Source organism: Pseudoflavitalea rhizosphaerae, from assembly GCF_003991355.1.
Lineage (GTDB): Bacteria > Bacteroidota > Bacteroidia > Chitinophagales > Chitinophagaceae > Pseudobacter > Pseudobacter rhizosphaerae.
Map to the genome: position 1 here is coordinate 116,615 of NZ_RCSU01000012.1, position 21,678 is coordinate 138,292.

General features: G+C 47.1%; 16 protein-coding genes. 5 read left to right on the top strand and 11 right to left on the bottom strand.

The window, feature by feature from the left end; all coding sequences use genetic code 11:
• Positions 1–7: 7 nt before the first annotated feature.
• Entirely contained in the window at positions 8–1,507 is a 1,500-nt protein-coding gene (locus tag D9Y29_RS19780) for a DUF6770 family protein (RefSeq protein WP_127131477.1), read from the top strand.
• A gap of 209 nt (positions 1,508–1,716) precedes the next feature.
• Here D9Y29_RS19780 and D9Y29_RS19785 read toward each other — a convergent pair whose 3' ends face one another.
• Together D9Y29_RS19785 and D9Y29_RS19790 are read right to left on the bottom strand one after the other, a co-directional pair.
• On the bottom strand, positions 1,717–3,516 hold the full coding sequence (locus D9Y29_RS19785; protein ID WP_127131480.1) for an acyl-CoA dehydrogenase family protein: 1,800 nt from the start codon (positions 3,514–3,516) through the stop codon (positions 1,717–1,719).
• 38 nt (positions 3,517–3,554) lie between these two features.
• Entirely contained in the window at positions 3,555–3,995 is a 441-nt protein-coding gene (locus tag D9Y29_RS19790; RefSeq protein WP_127131482.1) for a MarR family winged helix-turn-helix transcriptional regulator, read from the bottom strand.
• A 208-nt stretch (positions 3,996–4,203) separates the two neighbouring features.
• On the opposite strand from D9Y29_RS19790, the gene D9Y29_RS19795 reads away from it, so the two are divergent.
• Genes D9Y29_RS19795 through D9Y29_RS19810 form a run of 4 tightly spaced genes read left to right on the top strand, consistent with a single transcriptional unit; the run spans position 4,204 to position 8,604 of the window.
• Positions 4,204–5,448, top strand: a complete 1,245-nt coding sequence (locus D9Y29_RS19795; RefSeq protein WP_127131484.1) for an SGNH/GDSL hydrolase family protein — start codon at positions 4,204–4,206, stop codon at positions 5,446–5,448.
• A 31-nt stretch (positions 5,449–5,479) separates the two neighbouring features.
• Positions 5,480–6,298, top strand: coding sequence for an alpha/beta fold hydrolase (locus D9Y29_RS19800; protein WP_127131486.1), 819 nt, complete (start codon positions 5,480–5,482; stop codon positions 6,296–6,298).
• A 54-nt stretch (positions 6,299–6,352) separates the two neighbouring features.
• On the top strand, positions 6,353–7,504 hold the full coding sequence (locus D9Y29_RS19805; protein WP_127131488.1) for a glycosyltransferase: 1,152 nt from the start codon (positions 6,353–6,355) through the stop codon (positions 7,502–7,504).
• A 29-nt stretch (positions 7,505–7,533) separates the two neighbouring features.
• Complete coding sequence (locus D9Y29_RS19810; protein WP_127131490.1) at positions 7,534–8,604, top strand: ABC transporter permease; 1,071 nt, start codon at positions 7,534–7,536, stop codon at positions 8,602–8,604.
• A gap of 50 nt (positions 8,605–8,654) precedes the next feature.
• Here D9Y29_RS19810 and D9Y29_RS19815 read toward each other — a convergent pair whose 3' ends face one another.
• The 9 genes from D9Y29_RS19815 to D9Y29_RS19855 all read right to left on the bottom strand — a co-directional run bounded on the left by D9Y29_RS19815 (position 8,655) and on the right by D9Y29_RS19855 (position 21,661).
• Positions 8,655–9,077 (bottom strand): hypothetical protein, encoded by a 423-nt coding sequence (locus D9Y29_RS19815; RefSeq protein ID WP_127131492.1) that lies wholly within the window; start codon positions 9,075–9,077, stop codon positions 8,655–8,657.
• Positions 9,078–9,159: 82 nt separating this feature from the next.
• Positions 9,160–9,630, bottom strand: coding sequence for an Lrp/AsnC ligand binding domain-containing protein (locus tag D9Y29_RS19820; RefSeq protein ID WP_127131494.1), 471 nt, complete (start codon positions 9,628–9,630; stop codon positions 9,160–9,162).
• A gap of 374 nt (positions 9,631–10,004) precedes the next feature.
• Positions 10,005–11,318 carry a MutS-related protein gene (locus D9Y29_RS19825; protein ID WP_127131496.1) on the bottom strand — a complete coding sequence of 438 codons (1,314 nt, stop codon included), beginning with the start codon at positions 11,316–11,318 and terminating at the stop codon, positions 10,005–10,007.
• 18 nt (positions 11,319–11,336) lie between these two features.
• A complete protein-coding gene (locus tag D9Y29_RS19830) occupies positions 11,337–12,626 on the bottom strand; it encodes a MutS-related protein (protein ID WP_127131498.1) in 1,290 nt (429 codons plus the stop codon).
• An 11-nt stretch (positions 12,627–12,637) separates the two neighbouring features.
• A complete protein-coding gene (locus D9Y29_RS19835; RefSeq protein ID WP_127131500.1) occupies positions 12,638–14,959 on the bottom strand; it encodes an ABC transporter permease subunit in 2,322 nt (773 codons plus the stop codon).
• Positions 14,960–14,970: 11 nt separating this feature from the next.
• Positions 14,971–15,897 (bottom strand): ABC transporter ATP-binding protein, encoded by a 927-nt coding sequence (locus D9Y29_RS19840; protein WP_206513833.1) that lies wholly within the window; start codon positions 15,895–15,897, stop codon positions 14,971–14,973.
• 55 nt (positions 15,898–15,952) lie between these two features.
• Positions 15,953–16,720 (bottom strand): hypothetical protein, encoded by a 768-nt coding sequence (locus tag D9Y29_RS19845; RefSeq protein WP_127131504.1) that lies wholly within the window; start codon positions 16,718–16,720, stop codon positions 15,953–15,955.
• 29 nt (positions 16,721–16,749) lie between these two features.
• The gene (locus tag D9Y29_RS19850) at positions 16,750–18,243 is read right to left on the bottom strand and encodes a RagB/SusD family nutrient uptake outer membrane protein (protein ID WP_164735491.1); all 1,494 of its coding nucleotides are present in this window, start codon (positions 18,241–18,243) and stop codon (positions 16,750–16,752) included.
• Positions 18,244–18,253: 10 nt separating this feature from the next.
• Positions 18,254–21,661: a SusC/RagA family TonB-linked outer membrane protein gene (locus D9Y29_RS19855; protein WP_164735492.1), complete on the bottom strand. Its 3,408-nt coding sequence runs from the start codon at positions 21,659–21,661 to the stop codon at positions 18,254–18,256.
• Between the last annotated feature and the right edge of the window lie 17 nt (positions 21,662–21,678).

The following is a 21,678-nucleotide window of genomic DNA, read 5'->3' on the forward strand; positions in this document are numbered from 1 at the left end:
TGGTCATATGCAGCACATGAAAGATTTCCTCTCTGTAATTATCAGCTTATTGTTGCTGACGCATTCTGTTCTGGCGCAGAACAAACTGAGCATAGAAAACGTGCGCACCGTTTTCCTGCGCAGTACCGGCCCCATCACCAGCAATTATGAAGTGAAAGGGTATTTCACCTTCTTTCAGTCCGACAAAGTGGACAAAAAGAACAATGAGTACACTCTCCAGCTCATGGATGAAAACCTAAATAAGGTGAAGGATGTTCAGTTCGTTGATTCTAAAAATATCATCCTGCAGGAATCCGCTTCCGACAACAAAAGCATCCTTTTCAAATTCTATAATGCAGACCAGAAGTCTTACGACTGCAGGGTTTACGGAGTTGATGGAAAACAGAAATTCAGTTACCAGCGTGAAGTGGACAAGAAAACATTGGCTTACCTCAAAGCAATGAAAGTTCCACCCGGTTCCGAAAGCAACAACCTTTTTGCGGTAGACAACAAAGGCTTTATTGCAGTATACCAGCAGATGGTGGATGATATCCCTACATTCGAGATAAACTTCTACAGCAGTACGGACAAGAGACAATGGTCCTATGTTCCATCCGTTGTAAAGCCCGCCGGTGGCAGCTTCCTTGGCTGCAGCGAAAACCTGGCGCTGTTCAACGTGATCAAATCCGCCGGCACGCCCCTGTCTCCCAAAATAGAAACATGGATACTCGGCATCTATCTTCAATCAGGCGAACGCGCCTTCGAGATCAGAACAGATGCACAGCAGTACAACATGACGCCCATGAGTGTGATCAATTTCAAAGGCACAGACAATTTTCTGTTGATGGGTGCCTACTTCGACAAGAACGAAAAGAACCTCAGCGGCAGAAGCCTGGGTGTTGGCCTCTGGTTGATGAACAGTTCCGGCAGGGTGCTCAATTCCAAATACAATTCCTGGGAATCGGAGATCAGCAAAGTGCTCAACGTTAATCAAAAAGGAAGAGTGCAGGATTTTGGTTACGTTTTCTTCCATGATCTTATTGAAACATCCAATGGACATTTCTTTGCCGTTTGCGAAGGATACCGGAAATCCGGCTCTAAAATGCTGGTAACGGATATGCTCCTGCTTCATTTCGACGAGAAATTCAATATCAGGGAAGCGAAGATCTATGAGAAGAACAGTAATTCCCTGGATCTTCCGGCTGCTGTTGAAATGATGAACCTCGCCGCCGCTGGGAACTATATCAAATATGGCGCATACGGATTCGATTATGCTTTCACACAGATCGATAAAACACGAAGCTCCTTTTCCGTTGGGTATACAGACTATGTGAAAGACAGGGATTACAAGGGTCTTACCTTCAATGCCATTTCTTATAACAGCGGAATGCTTTCCACTGATAAGATCAATCTGAAAACCGAAGCTGGCGGCATGCGCATCTTTGCCGGAAAGCCAGGCTCAGTGATGATCCTGGAATATTTCAAAAAAGAAAAGAAACTTGATATGCGCCTGGAGAAGATCAATTAAGGTCCGGAGAGGGGGCTGACTAAAAAGATCAGGGAGCTGGCAATCGTTCGCCTCCCGGCGAGTGACTTGTATTTGTTCGCCTCCGGCGAACGCCGCGTCGCCGGAGGCGACGGAATATAAGTCACTCGCGGGACGCGAGCGACTGGCCGCACACTAAGTAAAAGAGGCGACCCAAAATCGGGTCGCCTCTTTGTATTTTCTTTCTTTGATTATAACGGATACTTATTTTCTCCGATCAGTCTCTTTGCAATTCTTCTTCTAGCCTCTTTGCTGTTGAAGGGTTCGGCTTTTGTGAAGCGTTTCAATCCCAGGAGCATCATGCGTTGCTCATCGCCTTCCGCAAAAGAGTTGATGGCGTCTTTGCCGGCTTTGTTGATACTGTCTGCTGCATCATAAAGATAGGTCTGCATGATATCGTTTTCGTATTGAACCGCATCAGCGCCTTTCATTTCCGACAATTTCATCACACGAAGCAATGCACTTTCTGCATTGAATGTTTCGATGGCCATATCGGCGATATTCATCAGGAGCTCCTGCTCATGTTCGATCTTCATCATCAGCTTCTGCACAGCAGCGCCCGCAGTCATCAGGATGGCTTTCTTGAAATTGGCGATCAGCTTACGCTCCTTTGCAAAAGGCGTTTCATCATCGGATCCGAAATCAGGAATGCTCATCAGCTCTTTCTGAACGTTCATGGCAGGCCCCATCAGGTCCAGCTTGCCTTTCATGGCACGTTTCAGAACCATATCAACGGTCAGCAGGCGATTGATCTCATTGGTGCCTTCGTAGATGCGGTTGATACGGCTGTCGCGATAAGCTTTGGAGATCACGTATTCATCGCTGTAACCATTGCCTCCATGCACCTGAACGCCTTCATCCACTACAAAGTCCAGCATTTCACTGCCACTTACTTTCAGGATCGCACACTCGATGGCGTATTCTTCAGCCGCGCCCAGCAGCGACTCATTGAATGGCTTGCCAGCCTTCAGCAATTCATTTTCCTTATCATCGATCCATTTGGAAGTGCGATAGAGAGAGCTTTCGTTCACCCACATTTTGATAGCCATTTCAGACAGCTTGTGCTGTATAGCGCCGAAATTGGCAATGGCAGTTTTGAACTGCTCGCGGGTATTCGCATACTGTATACTGGTAGTAGCAGCGCGTTTGGCGCCGCCCAGTGCAGCGGCACAAAGTTTCAAACGACCAATGTTCAGGATATTGAACGCGATGATATGACCTCTGCCGATCTCGCCGAGTACATTTTCAACAGGCACTTTACAGTCCTGGAAATAGAGCTGTACAGTGGATGATCCCTTGATGCCCATCTTGTGCTCTTCAGGCCCCTGCGTAAATCCTTCGAAACCTCTTTCAACAATGAAGCCTGTGAATTTATCCCCGTCGATCTTGGCGAATACAGTGTACACATCTGCAAAACCGCCGTTGGTGATCCAGCATTTTTGTCCGTTCAATAAATAATATTTACCGTCATCACTGAGTTTGGCGGTGGTTTTGGCGCCGAGCGCATCCGAACCGCTGTTGGGCTCGGTAAGCCCATACGCACCTTTCCATTCACCCGTTGCGAGTTTGGTGATGTATTTTTCTTTCTGCGCTTCCGTTCCGAAATACAGGATCGGCAATGTACCGATCCCGGTGTGTGCAGCAACTGCTACCGAAAAAGAAAAACCTCCGCCTAGTCCTTCATTCACCAGCGTACTGGTGATAAAATCCTTGCCGAGACCGCCATATTGTTCGGGAATAGAAGTGCCGAGCAGGCCCTGTTCGCCGGCCTTTGCCACCAGTGATGGCATCAGGCCCTGTTCCAGTTTATCGATTCGCTCGAGAATGGGGATCACTTCCGCATCAAGAAAGGACAAACACATATCCTTTACCATCTGCTGCTCTTCATTGAATTCTTCCGGGATGAAGGTATCTGAAGGAGCGCTTTCCCTGATCAGCCATTCACCGCCTTTCAGAACGGTATTTTGCTGGGTTGCTGTTGCACTGCTCATATGGACAATTTTATAAAGTGAATATTATGAATGAAAGTCTATTTCAAATTATCGTACACGATCTGTAAAACTTCTTTACATATGTCTACACGATCCGTAGGAACCCCTTCCAGCGCTTCGTTCAACGTATGCTCCGCGAGGCTCATGGTTTCTTCCTGTAATTTCTGTGCCTGTTTTGTAAGATACACCATATTCATGCGGCGGTCAGAAGAAGAAGGAACTCTTTTCACCAACTGCAGTTTTTCGAGATTGTCCACCAGTCTGGTAATACTCGGCTTGTCGCGAAAAGTAGCATTGCACAATTCCTGCTGGCTGATCCCATCCTGTTTCCACAAGTGATACAACACACTCCATTGCTCGATGGTTAAATTCAATCCCGCAGCATTGAACTTTTTCTGCAATCTTCTTGCGATTGCAGTAGAAGCCTTACCCGTGATGAAACTATATAATTCTCCTTTTCTGAATTGGTTGTTTGGCATATCGTTGTTTATGCAACTAATCGAATGTAGGATTTTTCCCGGGTTCCTGCAAGTTTTCCGTTATAATTTTTTGTGTTGCTTTTTATCAGCGATGCATCGCCGGAAATCCGCCCGGCAAGCCGGATTTTTTGTACTTTTATTTACTTCCCTTCCTTTGATTTACCAGCCCTGTACACACCCTGGAACACACCCCTAAACATCATTCAGCATGAATCGATTGCATCTGATTTGCCTGATGCTGCTGGCTTGTTGCCCGTCTGCATCATCTCAATACCGCGTAGCCGTAGTTGGTTCTTCCACCGCCGGAGGCACGGGCGCCTGGCCCCTGGACAGTTCCTGGGTGAACAGGTTCAATCAATATTACAAACACAAACTGCAGATCGTAGACAGCACTTACACACTGGCAGTTGGTGGTTACCCGGTCTACAAAGGAATGCCCAGCAGTTATGTTCCGCCTCCGGATCGGGACGGGCCGGACCATAATAGAAATGTGACCCGTGCCAATGCATGCCTGGCCGGCCTTCCATTGCCTTACAACGGCATCGTGTTCATCAATTATCCTTCCAACAAGTATGAAGAGTACAGTATTGCAGAGATCATGATATGCCTGCAGACTATTTACGATTCAGTACTAAAGGAAGGTCACCGTTGTTATATTATAACCACACAACCCAGGAGCGGTGGCATTTGGGACAATCCTGCACTGAAAAGAAAACTGGCCGTGATCAAAGATTCCATCATCAATCGCTTTGGAACGCAGTCCATCAATTTCTATGATGGGCTCCACAATCCTGCAGACAGCACCATCCTTACCAAATTCCATTCAGGCGATGGCATCCATTTCAATAACGAAGGGCATCGCGAACTTTTTGAAAGAGTTCGTGCAAAAAATGTATTCAATATTGTGTTACCGGTGAAGCTGCAGTATTTCAAGGGAGAATACGGGAATGACAAGATATCACTGCAATGGACAGCCGAATGCACAAATCCCAACACAACATTCATCATTCAGCGAAGCGAAGACGGTAAATCGTACAATAATCTTGGGGAGCTGAAGGCCACCAGTACCCAGGCCAGTGTTTACCGGTATTTGGATTCGACCCACCTGGCCGGAAAGAATTTTTATCGCCTGCAGATTCAGGAATCTGCCCAGCCTATCTACTCCAATATATTACTGATCAGGAATGCCAAACCTGGTCTGGCTTTGAACAAACTTTACCCGAACCCTGCAAACCAGCCCATGCTGGTTGCAGAACTCAGCGCAGCGCAGCATTATTCAGGGACCGTGAGTATTCACAGCATCAGCGGGCTTTCGTTCATGAGCCGGGAAACAAATTTCAGGAAAGGGGGAATGCAGCTCTGGCTACCGGTTGAACACCTGCCCGGCGGGCAGTATATACTCAGTATCCGCTATGGTGATGGGCAGTCGATCCTACGCTGCTTCAGCAAGTAGAAAAAAAGATTAGTAGATTTGGTCCTGTTCCATGCAGTCAGCCATTCTATTATACAAGCAATCGTCTGTTCATTACCGGTATGGTGGTAATGGAAATCAATTGTTACTGTGTCTGCATGGATATGGCGAAACGGCCAACAGCTTCGATTTCCTGGAATCACATCTTGGAGATGAGTTTTCTATCATCGCAATCGATCTTCCCTTTCACGGGCAAACGCAATGGAAAGAAGGCCTGGACTTTAGCGTGCAGGACCTCACGGGTATTGTACGAGCCATTCTGACTGCAAGGGGCCAGCCGTCCGATGTTGCATTTACGCTGATGGGATTCAGCATGGGGGGCCGCGCTGCACTCTCACTGTTGCAAGCGCTGCCTCAACAGGTACAACGTTTGGTATTGCTGGCTCCTGATGGCCTCAAAGTGAATCGCTGGTACTGGCTGGCCACTCAAACCCTGATTGGCAATGGACTTTTCCGCTTCACGATGCACCACCCCGCCTGGTTCTTCTTCATCCTCAACACAGGCAATAAGCTAAAACTGATCAATCAGAGTATTTACAAATTCACGAGGTATTATATACATGATGCAGCCATCAGAAAGGAGCTCTACAACAGGTGGATCTGCATGCGTCATATCACACCGGACCTCAAGGTTATCAGGAATGCCGTGCAACAATACAAGATCCCCGTTCGACTGTTGTATGGAAAATTCGATCGCATCATATTGACACAACCTGCTGAACGCTTCCGCAAAGGCATTGAAGAATGGTGCACCATCAGCATTATGCAAGCAGGGCACCAGGTGTTGCAGGAAAAACATATCGATGCCATTGCTGAATCCCTTCGCGTTTAGTTGCGATTGCATGGATACAATCGTATATTTATCGCATCAACCAATATCGAACCGATGCCCTTTTTTCTCTTGATATTCTTTCTTTTATTGATCGGATATGCGGTATTGATCGGGTATTATCACAATGCCTGGAACAAGCTACCCGTCTACACTCCGCCGGAAGATGCTCCCACTGCATCAGTGACGGTGATCATTCCCGCCCGCAACGAAGAGTCTAATCTGCCGGCACTGATCGATTCTTTGCGTCAACAGGAATATCCTTCCGGGTTGTTTGAAGTGATCATCATCGATGACCACTCCACCGATGATACATTTAGAATGCTGGATGAAGCCAGTAAAAGCTGGTCTTCCCTGAAAGTGGTCCGTATGGCCGATCTTCCTGCCGATGAAAATGCATCAACCGCTTTCAAGAAAAAAGCGATCCAGGCAGGCATCAGCCAGGCAAGCGGGCAACTCATTGTTACCAGCGATGCAGATTGCGTGTTTGATAAGAAATGGCTGCATACCATCGCCACTTATTATCAGCATACAGGCGCTAAATTCATTGCTGCTCCTGTAGTGATCGAAGGGAAAGACAGCTTGTTGAATATATTTCAATCGCTCGATTTCCTAACGCTACAAGGCATCACAGGCGCCTCTGTATTCAAGCGCGCGCATAGTATGTGCAATGGAGCAAACCTGGCTTATGAGAAATCAGCCTTTGAAGAAGTGAATGGTTTTGAAAAAATCGATCATCTTCCTTCTGGAGACGATATGTTCCTCATGCATAAGATCTTTACCCGCTATCCTGAGAAAGTTTTCTACTGCAAGAGCAAATCAGCTATTGTGAGAACAGCGCCGGTGGACAGCTGGAAAGCTTTCTTCCAGCAACGTATCCGCTGGGCCAGCAAGGCAGACAGCTATGACGACAAGCGCATTTTCTGGGCGCTTCTTCTGGTGTACCTGGCTAACCTGGGATTTCTCATTCTTTTCATCATAGGCTTCTGGAAGCCACTTGCTTTTTTCTTCTGCATTATTTTGTTACTCGCCAAGATGCTGATCGAATTTCCCTTTGTGAACTCCGTGGCCCTCTTCTTCGGGCAACAACGTCGAATGAAATATTTCCTGGTATTGCAACCACTGCATATTCTCTATACCATTACTGCCGGCTGGCTGGGTAAATTCGGTCATTATGAATGGAAGGGAAGAAAGGTTTCGAAGCGATGAAATACCGGATAAAATTGTAATTTCCGCAAATGGCTGCTGAGGCTTCCCGAAATACATGGAGAAGGTTACGAAAAAACAAAGGCGCGCTGTTTGGCATGGGCATCATCCTGCTGTCTGTACTCACCGCTCTCTTTGCCTATTTCATTTCACCGGACGGCACACCTGATGCCAACAGGATGATTGTTGAGATCGGTGGACAAAAGCCTGGATTCAAACAGCAGTTCCTTCAACTTCCCAAATCTCCTGTTCCACCCAAAGTCTCTTTTCTTCAACGATTGTTACGCGGGCAAGAGGACCAGTTCCATTTCATTCCTATCAGTTCCTATACCACTACCAGTGACAGCCTGATCATTCAGCAATACATCGATGAAGGCGTTACAGACAGAGTAGCGTATTCCATTCATACGCCTGGATGGAAAGTAAGCGAACAAACTTTTCACCTTGGCACAGACAAATATGGAAGGGATATTCTCAGCCGGCTACTGGTTGGTGTTCGTGTGAGCCTCAGCGTTGGATTGGTGACTGTATTGATCTCCCTGAGCATCGGCGTACTGCTGGGTGCACTGGCAGGCTATTTCAGGGGAAAAGTGGACGATGCCATCATGTGGTTCATCAATGTGATCTGGAGCATCCCTACCCTGCTGCTGGTATTTGCCATAACACTGATGCTGGGCAAAGGATTCTGGCAGGTGTTCATCGCAATCGGGTTGACCATGTGGGTGAATGTAGCGCGGATCATCCGCGGGCAGGTGATGAGCGTTAGGGAAATGGAATACGTGGAAGCCGCCAGGGCGCTGGGTTACGTGCATGGCCGCATTTTGTTCAGGCATGTTCTGCCAAACGTGATGGGTCCTGTAACAGTAGTGGCCGCTTCCAATTTTGCATCGGCTATCGTGATCGAAGCGGGCCTCAGCTTCCTGGGCGTAGGTGTTCAGCCGCCACAGCCCAGCTGGGGACTGATGATCAAAGAGAACTACAATTTCATCATTACTAATAATCCTATGCTGGCGCTCGCTCCGGGTTTTGCCATTATGTTGCTGGTACTGGCATTCAACATGCTTGGAAATGGATTGAGGGATGCGCTTGAAGTGAGAGGATAACAAAAAAGGCGCACCGTTGCGGATGCGCCTGTTACAAATTTTTATTTTGATTATTTTCTGATGTATCGGAAACTGCCTGTCCATTTATTTGTTGCACAATTCTTGGAAGTAACTGTCACCTGTACCAGTGCAGTGATTCCTGCGGGAGTACCGGTGATGGTAACGTTGTTTACCCCGGCTGTAACATTGGTTGGATTGGCTTCGAAGAATTGCGTACCGTTTGCATCGTTCTTAGCTATTACATTGATGGTTGCTCCTGCTGCAGGAAAGCCTGCCGTGATATTGATAGTTACAGGGAATGTGGCATCAACCTGTGCAGGAGCAGTAGTGTTGATTGCCGGAATGGTTGTTACTGCCAGCTTGGTTTCTGAACAGGGGTCTGGTGGTGCAGGCCCATCACCACCTTTATCGCTGCATTGAATAAAGGTCAGTGACACAAAAGCCAGTAAAGCAGCAGCCAACAATTTTTTCATACAAAGTAGATTGGGTCTATAATAACGATCCGTCTCTAAAAATAATATTTATTCCTTCGCCATAAAACAAATATTTCTGGATTTACGATGTATATACCTGAACATTACGACTAAAGGATTCTTCCAGCGAAATAAAGGTCTCGGTCCTTTCAATCCCTTTGATCTTCTGTAATTCATCGTGTAATACGGCACGGAGCTGATTGATATCTTTGCAGATGATCTCGGCAAACATGCTGTAGTTCCCGGTGGTATAATTCAGGCGGATGATCTCCGGTATCTTTTGCAGTTCCCTAGCTACGGAATCATACAGTGAGCTCTTTTCCAGGTAAATGCCGATGAAGGCGATCACATCGTATCCGAGCTGCTTCATATCCACGTTCAATTTGGTACCTTTTACGATACCTGCTTCCTGCAGTTTTTTGATCCGCACGTGGATGGTGCCACCCGATACAAATAATTTCTTACCCAGATCAGCATACGAAACCTCTGCATTATCGATCATCTCGTGGATGATCTGAAGGTCCAGTTTGTCAAGATTCAATTTAGCGCCCATTTTATAATCGTAATTTTATAAATTTCAAAGCAACCCTGCAAATATTTGTATAATCTCGAAACTTTCAAAATTTTTATTGAAAATTCTTCAAGCAATTGCTCGTTTTCTTTAATATTGCACTGTAATTAGCTCTTAACAAAACAACAGATACTGTGGAGTGATGGAATTTTGGCAGACATGCCCTCTTGTCTCGGGGGTGGGGGTCACAGGATAAACGTAGTGTAATGCCGGACTGGTTCACGCTGGTTCGACTGGGGTTGACCACCGCAGATTGCGCTATTGCTAACTGCCCCGTGGAGGTTCGAGTCCTCCCTCTACAGCAAAAACCCTTCCGTTATCCGGAAGGGTTTTTTTATTGTTCTTAATTGTACGGTTTAGGCTTGTATCATTTCCAGGATCCCTTCATTACGGATGATCATCATCCCCTGCCTGTCTTCCGTGATCCCTTCAGCCAGCTTATAAGTATATTTCGGCACTGAGCCTTCCAACATTGTGGGCATGTATACGAACCTGATATTTTCTTTCCCTTTTAATGCCTCACCCACTTCAATGATATGGGTAGACACCACAAAAAGGCATTTCCGGTAATCAGCAAACGCTTCTGTAACAGATAAAGTGCCATCGAATGCATCTTTTACATTCGTTCCTTTGAATAGTTCATCAAACATGAGCAAGAGCCGTTTACCACTGGCCGCAGCTTCAGCTGCCTGCTTTACCCTTACCACTTCCGCATAGAAATGACTGTATCCAAGATGGATATTGTCTGCCACATTGATACTGGTATATAACCCTTCTCTAACGGAGAAACACATACTATCTGCCGCCACGGGAAATCCCATTTGCGCCAGGTACAGGCTGATGGCAACCGCCTTCATAAGCGTTGATTTTCCGGCCATATTGGCGCCAGTCAGAAAAAGCACATTGCTATCTTCCTGCATCCTGATCTGATTACCCACTGCTTTATCGATACAGGGATGCCTTAGCTCCGTAGCTTCCAGCAGATTGCTTTCCGCAGGCAACGCCTCAGCATATGTGAACCCTTTAGCCCGCGACACATCGCTCACAGCAATGTAAACATCCACTTCATAAATGAAATCCAGAATGGTTTCCATGCTGGAAGCGAAACTGCTTTTAAGCAGGTGATCGTACCGGGCGAGCGTTTGTAATGGCAGTTCTTTATAGATATCGATATTACGCAGTTTGGTGAGCGCTTGTTCAGAAAGAATCCTGTGAACCTCTTGCATACGATTGACAAAAGGGCCTGTTGTTTTTTGTGCTTCTACAAATGCGAAACATTTGTTGAGGGTAACAATGGTAGCCTGCATACCCTGCACGATCTTCTTAAAACGCTCATCACGGGTCAGCCCTGCCAGGGCCTTCTTTATGAAAACTCCCGCCAGCACCGTGATAGCGGATTTCCCGGAACCGGCATCCAGGTATTCCCGCATGCTGTTCACCTGTTGCACATCGAAAGGAAACCTGATGGCAGTCTCCTGAAAATACCGGAAGATACTGCTACGCATATTGATTTCCGTTACACTGGTGAGCGGATCGCGGAACATGCCATCGAGCAACTGCTCCCCTCCCCTCGTTTTCACCTGGTTGAACAGATGGTACACGGAACCCTGCCGGAATTTTCCCAGCAGGTTCAATTCATCCAGTGTTTGTCTGTCGATACTGAAACTCATGATATTCTTAGTGGTTGTTTATTTCTTTCCATTCTGTAAAATATCCAGGATGCCTTCATTCCGGATGATGATCATCCCGTGCCTGTCTTCCGTGATGCCCCGCTCAAGCTTGTAAGTGTACTCAGGCGTGTGTCCATTCATACGGGTGGGCAGAAAGAGGAAGCCGGCATTGGATTGTTGACGCAGATCTTCGCCTGCTTCCACGATATGGGAAGAAATGATGAAAAGGCTGTTGGTTCTGCTGGCAAAAGACTGTGTAACGGCAACAGTGGCTTCATGAGCATCTTTCACATTGGTGCCCCGAAACAGTTCATCGAATACGATGAAGAGTGATTTTCCGGATTTCAGTTCAGCAGCCACCTTTTTTACACGCAGTACTTCTGCGTAAAAATGACTGGCGCCGATACCAAGATTGTCCGGCAAGTTGATGGTGGTATAAATACCATCCATAACCGAAAACTCCATGGAAGCAGCCGCTACCGGAAACCCCATATGCGCCAGGAATACTGCAGTGCTGAGCGAACGCAGGAAAGTGGATTTACCGGCCATATTGGCACCGGTCAAAAAGATCACACTCTGTGAAGCGTCCATCATTACATCGTTGGTGATGGGATCCTGAACTGCCGGGTGATAAACGCCTTTCAAATGAATTCTTGCCGTACCTTTTTCCAGCGCAATGGGAAAAATGAACTTCCTGGTATTGGCCACTTTGGCGATGGAAAGGTAAACGTCCAGGCTGTAAAGATAGCTCAGGAGCTTTTCCAGCCTCGCGGATTCGCGGATGCGCAGGAGCTGGTCAAATGCCGCTACTGCGGAGTAGGACAATTTCCCTTTCAGGTTTTCCCGCATCACTGGTTCGAAAGCCGGATCGCAGAGCAAGTCTGCGATCAACTTTCGTTCATGGCTATACGCTTCGATCTTAACTACAGCCGGGGATTCAATGAAGGAATGCACCAACTGCATCAGTTCGATCACGGCAGTAACACCGTTCTGCACTTCTTTTTCACTCAGTTTCCCCTGTTCGCCCTTCCCCGGCTGATGACCGGAGTGGGCGAGATACTTCTCTGCCATGTCGAACAGGGAAACATTGAAAGGGAAAGCAAGATCAAGTTGCGCGAACGCACGGATTACGCTGCTTCTGGTATTGATACCCTCACGATCAGATAAGGGATGACGGAACATTTCCTGCAGGTGATTTTCGCCACCACGGGTATGGGTATGATTATAGATATCGTAGATGCCTGCTACATCGCGTTTACTGAAGATCCGCAGGTCATCGATGGTCTGTTCGTCTGTATGTAGTTTCATCTCCAATCAGTTTATTGCCTTTTGCGGCGGATCAGCAATACAGTGCCACCAATCAGCAGTATGGAGGGCAATGCGTAGAGCAGGGCCGTTTTAAATACCAGTACTTTCGGGTGGGTGAAATCCAGTTTCGCATCATCAGGCAATGGCCACCATACGAACAGGGGAAACTCATTGTAGTTAAGCCAGCTGTAGATTCCCTGGAAAGGATCAGCTTTGGACATTCGTAATGCGCTAAGCCAGTCAGCATCACTGGTAACAACAATGCGTTGTTCCTTGCCGTTGATGCTGCGACTTAATTTCAATCCCGTTACAAATGAATCAACCTTGTAATCGCCTTCGGCAGGATTGAAAACTGGCAAAGCAGAATCGATCACCAGTTTTCCAGCTTTCCACCATACCCTGTTCTTGTAAGTGACCATGATCGGTTCGATGGTAAAGGAGCTGGTATCAGACCAGTGCAACAGGGAGGCGCCTGGAGTCAGCAGTCCCATGGTATCGCCATCACGCTTTCTCATGTAGGTGGAGACCATATCCGCCATATTAGCGCCAGGCCAGGTGAAGTAGCTTGCTACAAAATCAGGCGTATTGTCCCTTGACAGCTGCACCAGTTTGCCACCCATCATCTCCACGCCCAGTTGACGGAGAACAGGGTTGATGAGATCAACCTTCTCGGGCTCTGCAGTGATCAGCATATTACCACCTTTGCTTATGTAGCTGGCAATCCTTTGCTGAACTGTATCGCTGAGTTTTGTTTTGGGATCGGCCAGAACCAGGGTTGCCGTATTGTTGGGAATCTCCTTCTGGCCAATATCGATCGTATCGATATCAAATCCGTTATTGATCAGTGAGATGCGGCTTCCTTTGGCCAGGGTGTGAGAACCATATTCACGTTCTCCCATTTTCACTACAGAGCGCTCGAAGTGCCCGGTGGAATATAGCAGCTGCGGCATTTCAGGGAGCATCAGCCGCTTGAAAGCAGCAGCCACTTCCGGCTCATCAGGCCATACCCTGGGATCATCATAGGTGCGGATAAAAGTAGATTTGCCTTTGTAGTTGAGCTTCATCACCAAACGCTTTCCTTCCGGAGACAGGTCAATGATCTTGCGGATCTCGTCAGGTTTCATGAACAGTTTCGCATTCATATTCCTGCCATCCGCAATCAACGCTGCAATTTCATGGATGTTCTTGCCTGGGAAGCTCTTATAAAGATTGCTGTCTCCTTCCATTACATCATAGTAATATACATAGTTGAACTTGAACTCAGGTTTGAACCGGATGTATTTAGACCACATCTGGGCCAGGTAATTGTTGCGGCCCTGCGGCAAGCCATAATCCATTCCGCCGCCGAAGAAATTGCAATACATTGTTACTTCTACGGGATCATCACCCAGCTCTTTCACCACTTTCTGTGTTTTCACGTGAAGGGTGTTCACCTGGTCCCTGGTGGTATCCCAGTAACCAACCAGTGTAGGGCGTGATGCAAAATAACCTATCACCAGTCCGCAAGCCACAACTGCCATGTACCTGCTGGTTTTGGTCCACCAGGGTTTGATCTCTCTGGCGCCCTGCACTTTCAGGTAAGTAAAGGCAACGAACATGGCAATGATCACCAGGAAGTAGATCACATCATTGGTAGTGATCAGGCCCTGCAGCATATTGGCGGTCCTTCCCCTGATAGAAAGGAAATAAGTGAGGTCGCGCACGAAATCATATTCCTGCCAGAGCTGCCCTACATACCCCAGCAGGAAGAGTAACATGAAAGTACCTAATGCCGAAATGATCTGGTATGTAGTGAGGGAAGACATGAACATACCGATAGCTGTATAAGTACAAACCAGCAGGAAAAATCCGAGGATGGCAGACCACAGCATGCCAAACTCTGCATCTTTGATACCCGCAATACCAATGCAAACGAATATCGCGATGATCAGCACCAGGATAGCATTGAAGCCAATGATGGCCAGGTATTTTCCAAGTACGATATCCCTCGATCTCACAGGTGAAGAGTAAAGCAACCTGATAGTGCCGCTCGTGATCTCCCGGCTGATAATGCCCATAGTAAGAAGAGGCACAAATAAGTAAAGGTTCTGCAATGAGTTCACAAAAATGCCCGCGTCATTCAGAAAAACACCGCGGGTGATGGATCCCTGGAAGTTCTTAAATTGCCCTCCTGAATACTTCATCATCATATCCTGGAATTTGGCAATCGGTTCCATTGCGTTGATGAAAAAGAAGGCGCACTGCACCAGGAATGCGATGCAGAGAAACCAGGCAACCGGGGAGTAAAAAAGGTTGCGAAGCTCTGTTTTCGCTATTTTAATAATCATCTTCATGGCTACTGCTCTTATTGGTGGGATTGAGTGGATAATTGTTTGAAAATATCATCGAGATGCGTCTTGTCGGGATTGAGTTCACGTAAACGCCATCCATTGTTCACACAGGCATCTGCCAGTCTTTCAGCAAACTCCGGGTCATCATCAAAGTATACTCTTACCTGCTTATCGCTCAGCACTTCTACCCTGGTAGCGCCTTTTATCTTCAGGATATCCGAAACTGCCGGCATATTCTCCAGGCGGAGCAGGATGCTTTGCGGTTGTGCATAGTTGTTGAAGGCATCCATCGAGTCTGAGAATATGATACGGCCTCCTTCGATCATCACGATCTCACGGCAGAGCAGGTGGATCTCGGAAAGGATATGTGACGACAGCAATACGGTATGTTCTGTAGCGATCTCCCTGATCAGTTTACGTGCTTCGATCAGCTGATTGGGATCAAGGCCGGTGGTAGGCTCGTCCATCACCACCAGTTTGGGTTTGTGGATAATGGCCTGTGCAATACCAACCCGCTGGCGGTAACCCCCGGACAGGTTTCGGATCAGCCGGGTGCTGAAATGCGCAATGCCACAGCGCTCTTTTGCTTCTCCCACTGCTGCCTTTATCTTGCTGTCAGGGATCTGGCGAAGCTCTGCCGTAAAGCCGAGGTATTCATCCACAGTAAGGTCCATATGCACCGGCGGTTGCTGTGGCAGAAAGCCGATGTATTGTTTTGCTTCGAGTGGCTTTTTCCGGAGATCGATACCATTTATTAATACATTGCCCTCGGTTTGGTTCAACACCCCACAAAGGATATTCATCATGGTAGACTTACCGGCGCCATTGGAACCAAGCAGACCCACTACTCCCGTCTGATCGATCTCGAGATTGATGTCACGGATCGCCCAGGAGCTGCTGTATTTGTGCGACAGCCCTTCAATTTTAAGAATGGTATTCATAATATGTTTTATGGAAAGAAAACGATAGACGTTATTTTACGTATGCGTATCATCGTTAGAAATTATAGGTCCTCACCACAGCAGGGCCATTTGCGCCTGTTCCGGTCCTGTCGCCTGAAAGCACCATGGTATTGGACCTCCACATCCAGAAGTTGACTTCTCCGGGTTGATATACATCCATGTATGGTGTTGTGTAGGAAAAAATCAGGGAGCCTGTGCCAGCATCCCGGAATTCAAAAGTATAACCAGTGACGCCGGGCTTTACAGGGAGTTTGATAAAGTCCGAAACTCCTTTGTAAGCAAGTGAAGAGATGAGAGATCCGGGTGCCTTGTCTTTGATATTTACACTTACTGCACCGCTGTTGGCCAGCACATTCACAAAACGGAAACCGCCGCTGCTGTCTGTAAGAGGGATATACGGCACTTCATCCCTGATGAAAAGATTATCCGGTTGTTCCACCGTACCGATCAGGAATAGTGAATTGATGGAAGCCACGGGCAGGTCTACATTGCAGATCAGTACGGGCTTGCTTTTATCAGAGGTATCCGGCATGCTGAAGAAACCAATGTTCTGTGCGCCGCTAGTGGAGCTGAACCTGTTCTGATAATAAGTGAATGTGTTGTAGTAAAGAAAGGGTGCAGTAGCATAGTAAGTGAGCGGTGCTGTGCCTCCAAAATTGGCCACCATGGTTTGTACACCGCGTACCATATTCACAACAGTGAGAGAGGCGGTACCTGGCAGTTTCTCTTCTTTCTTACAGGAGAAGAAGGTGATGCTCAGCAATAACAGCATGGCAACACGTGAATTAATATTTGTGAACATAGCATTCATTTGTAAGTTGAAAATTTCGTTTACCTGTAACCGATATTCTGTACCAGTTTACTGTTGTTCTGGATCTCATTGGGCGGAATGGGATACACCAGCTGGTAATCGCCTTCCCAGGGTTGTTTGTTTCCGATCTGCGACAAAATCTCTGAGGCTTTTCCAGTGCGTTTGAGATCGAACCAGCGATGGCCCCATTCTGCAAACAATTCTGTTTGTCGTTCTTTGGCGATGGCAGCCTTGAGTGCGTCGCTGGCCAGGTTACCGGGCAGATCATCGATGCCGGCCCTGTGACGGATAATATTGAGGTCATCGATGGCAGCGGATGCACCACCGGAAGCTCCCAGCGCATTGGCTTCTGCCCTTATAAGGTATTGCTCGGCCAGGCGGAGGGCCATATAATATTCTCCGGGCATTCCCAGCACGGCATTACTCTGACCTATCTTGTATTTCGAAGGATACCAGCTCAATACAGAAGGAATGTTAGGGTTGGTAGAATTGTCTGTACTATCGAGCCATACATCATATCTCTTATCCCCGCCTTCGAATGCATTTCTCAATTCAGCTGTAATCCGTGCGCCTGCCGGGCCATTATATGGAATGATCGGGATCATGCAATACGCTTCCGGCGTTGCATTTCTGAGCGTGGAATTTTCCTGTGTTTGTTTCAACTGCCAGATCGCTTCCCTGCTTTGATAACGGAATACGTCATTGAGATCAGGTTCGATCTGGAAAATGCTGTGCTGATCGATCACGTCCGTAGCGGCTTTCATGGCATTCTCATATTCACCGGTATAGAGGTAGACCCTGGCGAGCATAGCGGTGGCGGCCCATTTGTTGGGCCTGATCCTCTCTCCATTTCCAACTGTAAAGTCCGCGGGAAGTACAGCCTGCGCGTCCTTCAGGTCAGTAATGATCTGGTCATACACCAGGCGTTGTGGTGTACGCGCCATCTGCCAGGTTTTATTGAAATCAACAGAGAGCACCAATGGCACATCTCCAAAGAAGTTGGTGAGATAGAAATAACTGAAGGCCCTGATGAATTTTGCTTCACCTGTCAGCTGCTTACGGGTACTGTCGCGCAGGTCCCTGGAAGTGGAAGCTGCTACTCCTTCAATTACGGCATTGGCAGCATAGATAATTTTATATGCGCTGCTCCAGAGTTCAGCTGTACCAGTGCTGGTTATGATCATTAACTTGTTCTGTTCTATTTCCCTCGCTGAATTAATTCCAGACACCTGTGTCATTTCATCTGCACTCATTCCCCCCAGCAGTGTTGAAAGGCCGCCGGCAAATGCTTTGTAAGGCGTGTTAATGAACATTGACATGCCCTCTCCATTGATCATCCTTGAATAGATACCGGTGAGAGCTCCTTCCGCATGTTTATCCGAACTGAAGATCTGAACGGTGGAGATGGTATCCAGGGGCGGATCTATTTCCAGCATCTTTTTACAGGAAGTACTGATCGTTGCCAGGATGCAGGCCGGGAGCAGTGTTTTGGTGATTATAGGTAAGTAGCGCATAACGCTGAATTTAGAAGTTGATGGAAATATTGGTGGTAATAACTCTTGGGTTGGGAACATTGGACAGATTTTGAATCTCCGGGTCCAGCCCTTTGTAGCGCGTTATAAAGAACAGGTTCTGTGCATCGATGGAAATCATACATCCTTTCATTCCTGTTTTCTTTAACAGTTTATCCGTAAATGAATAACTGATGGAGGCATTGGTCAGGCGCACAAAAGAAGCATCGGTAAAAGAGCCATCGGATGTATTGATATTGGATCCACCTCCGGTGGTGTATCGTTGGTACTGACTGTTGTCGCCAGGTTTCTGCCAATGGTTTTTGATCAGTTCCTCTGGCAGGAACATATTCACCATTCTGCCCACCGATTCTCCGGCAAGTGCATTCAATCCATACTGCTTCCTGAATTGAAAGATCATGCGGAAGTTGATATTCTTATAATATAAAGAAGGAACAAAACCTCCATAGAATGCAGGGTTACGGTCCCTTTCAATATAACGGTCATCATCACCTGTTCCGGCAACTCTATTCAGGTTGATCTTGGCAACACCATCTTTATTGTAATCGTAGAATGCATATTCCCCTGTAAGCGGATCAACCCCAATCAAATGCAGCAGGTATTCTGTTGAGAGGGATTTACCCACTTTGAAACGGGTGGCATAAGGAGAGTTCTCGATATTCGGATAAGAAACCAGCTTATTGCGATTGGCGGATATATTGAACCCGAGATTTACGTTCCAGTCTTTCTTTTCAATCAGTTTATAAGTAAAAGACGCTTCCAGTCCCGTATTACGCACTTTTGCATCCCAGTTACCGATCACACTGGGGAAGCCGGTCAAGATAGCAGTGGGGATATCTGTCAGCTGGTTGCTGGTCTCTTTCATATAGTATTCAACGCTCAGAGTCAGCCTGTCTTTCCAGAAACCCATAGTAGTAGCCAGGTTGATCTGTTTGTTGGATTGCCAGTGGTATTGGTCGTTCACTGCCTGTATGGGAAGGTAGCTTTGAATGCCGCCATAGGCCCATACGGGCATCTGGTATTCAGCGGGGTCTGTTACGCTCCAGCGGGAAAGATAGCGATAGTCCTGCCCCAGGTCTGAACCTGTAATTCCATAGCTTCCGTTGAATTTGAGGAAACTGAACCATTCAGGCAAGAAATTTCTCATCCAGGGCTCATCGGATGATATCCAACCCAGGCCAACTGATCCGAACTGACCGAACTGCCTGCCCGGCGCAAATCGGGAAGAACCATCACGTGCGGCACTAAGGTTAATGATGTATTTGTTATCCCAGTTATAGTTGAGTAAAGTGCGGAGCGAAACGAATTTGTTTTCACCAAAATTCTCCACTGTAATTTTTATGGGAGCATTATTGATGGTATTAAGCATGTTGTCGTTGGTATATCCCATGCCCCAGTTGGTCAAACCACGCATGGTTGAATACTGGTAATTGCCCATCAGCTGCGCAGTTAATCTTCCTCTACCTATCATTGTGTTATAGGTGATCTGGGGATCCAATACCATGTTAGTGCCTTTGGTAGTTCCGAACATGGCTTCGGGCATTGCATACCCAAGCGGGTCTAATGATGTTGAAGGAACAAGGCGCTGGTTGTTGTTGAGTGAATTATTAATACTTGCTCTCGTTCCCACTGTAAGGCCGGGTAACAATTCATAAGTGATATTGATATTTCCACTGAACTGATTGGTTTTTGAAATTATCGGCTGCAATAAATAACCGAAAGCGAACTTTTGCATCACCCCATATCCGATCCTCCAGCCATCAAAGTTCAGCTTGCCATCTTCCTTATAAATGGGAGGGGCATTGGGCGGTAAATTATAGATATTGGAAGTGTACGTTACAGCATCCACTTTGGTAGTGCCGTAATTGAGGATGGCTTCCACCGTCAGTTTTTCATCCGGGCTGCGATGTCTGAAATTGAAAGCAAAAGCGCCACGCTGTGTGGACCCGGAAGTGGCCATCAGATCCACCACTTTGTCATAAGAAGCATTCAGGCGAAAGGTATTACGTGCATCGCCGCCGGATAAGGTAACGGAAGCCAGACTGGACCTTCCTGTTCCCAGTACTTCCTTTTGCCAGTCCGTTTGCCGGGTACTATCCCACAACAACAGATCAGGTGCTGCATCCAGGGAAGGATTATAGATTCCGTCATTCTTGAAAGCCTCTCTCCGGATGGCCAGGTATTCTGGTGTGCTCAGCATCTTTACATGACGGGCAGGCATTACCAGTCCATCCGTGTAGGATAGATCCAGTTTAGTTTTACCTGGTCTGCCCTTTTTGGTATTGACCAGTATTATGCCATTGGCAGCCCTGGAGCCATAGATAGCCGTAGCATCGGCATCTTTCAATATTTCAATACTTTCAATATCACGTGGATTAATGGCAAAAAGCGGGCTCTGTCCTTTGAGATAAGCAGCACCTGCCTGTTCAACACCATAAGAAACACCGTCCTGTACAGCCCCTTGTAAATTCACCTGGTTGATAGGAATGCCGTCTATCACATACAATGGATCAGTCAGCTGCAACGGGTCGATGGAATTCCTTCCCCTGATTTCGATCTTAACGGGAGAACTTGAGTTCCCGGAGGTTGGCGTCATCACAAGACCGGGCACCCTGCCCTGCAATGCCAGCAGTGGATTCATCACTGGTTGCCTTTCTATCTCTTCTGCTGTTACACGGGCAATGCTTCCCGTATTAAGTCTTTTGCTGGTTACGCCGTATGCTTTCACTACAGCCTGATCAAGTTCATTGGTAGCGAGTTTCATTCTTACAGATATACTTGGTTCCAGGTCTTTCGCCAGCAGTGTCATGGATTCATAACCAATAAAAGTAAAGGTGATCTTATCCGTGTCTTCCACTTTCCTGAGCGTGAAAGCGCCACGTTCATTGGTTTGTGTACCCCTGGAAGCGCCTGCCACCAGGATACTCACAAAGGCAAGTGGCTGATTGGTCTTGCTATCATAAACATTTCCGGTAATGTCCCGTGGCGCCACCACAAATATGGCGCTACCGCCTGCATTCCCGGTTCCCGATGTAGCTTGTTTCTTAGCCACCACAATAGTTGTTCCTACAATGCTGTACACAAGTGGTGTATTGCTCAGGATAGTACGCATGAATTCTTCCAGAGGCAGATCTTTTACATTCACTGTGACGGTGATGGAACTGTCCAGTATTTTGGGATTGAACACCACTACGTAGCTGGTTTGTTTTTTGATCTCTTTGAAGAGCTTCTGAAGAGGCACTTTCTTTCCGTTATATGTTATCGTCTGCGCACTAACGGTGAGGGGCATTTGTAATGCGGCCAGCAGCAGGATAGTCAGTAGTACACTGAAAGTCCGTCGCTTTTCTACGGGGGGATATTTTTTTCTGGTAGCAGCAGGCCAGGAGTTCAAATTAAGCATAGTCTTGGTTTTGAGAA

Coding starts and splice junctions, on each gene's coding strand:
- D9Y29_RS19780 (WP_127131477.1), top strand. CDS start 8: ATGCAGCACATGAAAGATTTCCTCTCTGTAATTATCAGCTTATTGTTG.
- D9Y29_RS19785 (WP_127131480.1), bottom strand. CDS start 3,516: ATGAGCAGTGCAACAGCAACCCAGCAAAATACCGTTCTGAAAGGCGGT.
- D9Y29_RS19790 (WP_127131482.1), bottom strand. CDS start 3,995: ATGCCAAACAACCAATTCAGAAAAGGAGAATTATATAGTTTCATCACG.
- D9Y29_RS19795 (WP_127131484.1), top strand. CDS start 4,204: ATGAATCGATTGCATCTGATTTGCCTGATGCTGCTGGCTTGTTGCCCG.
- D9Y29_RS19800 (WP_127131486.1), top strand. CDS start 5,480: ATGCAGTCAGCCATTCTATTATACAAGCAATCGTCTGTTCATTACCGG.
- D9Y29_RS19805 (WP_127131488.1), top strand. CDS start 6,353: ATGCCCTTTTTTCTCTTGATATTCTTTCTTTTATTGATCGGATATGCG.
- D9Y29_RS19810 (WP_127131490.1), top strand. CDS start 7,534: ATGGCTGCTGAGGCTTCCCGAAATACATGGAGAAGGTTACGAAAAAAC.
- D9Y29_RS19815 (WP_127131492.1), bottom strand. CDS start 9,077: ATGAAAAAATTGTTGGCTGCTGCTTTACTGGCTTTTGTGTCACTGACC.
- D9Y29_RS19820 (WP_127131494.1), bottom strand. CDS start 9,630: ATGGGCGCTAAATTGAATCTTGACAAACTGGACCTTCAGATCATCCAC.
- D9Y29_RS19825 (WP_127131496.1), bottom strand. CDS start 11,318: ATGAGTTTCAGTATCGACAGACAAACACTGGATGAATTGAACCTGCTG.
- D9Y29_RS19830 (WP_127131498.1), bottom strand. CDS start 12,626: ATGAAACTACATACAGACGAACAGACCATCGATGACCTGCGGATCTTC.
- D9Y29_RS19835 (WP_127131500.1), bottom strand. CDS start 14,959: ATGAAGATGATTATTAAAATAGCGAAAACAGAGCTTCGCAACCTTTTT.
- D9Y29_RS19840 (WP_206513833.1), bottom strand. CDS start 15,897: ATGAATACCATTCTTAAAATTGAAGGGCTGTCGCACAAATACAGCAGC.
- D9Y29_RS19845 (WP_127131504.1), bottom strand. CDS start 16,720: ATGTTCACAAATATTAATTCACGTGTTGCCATGCTGTTATTGCTGAGC.
- D9Y29_RS19850 (WP_164735491.1), bottom strand. CDS start 18,243: ATGCGCTACTTACCTATAATCACCAAAACACTGCTCCCGGCCTGCATC.
- D9Y29_RS19855 (WP_164735492.1), bottom strand. CDS start 21,661: ATGCTTAATTTGAACTCCTGGCCTGCTGCTACCAGAAAAAAATATCCC.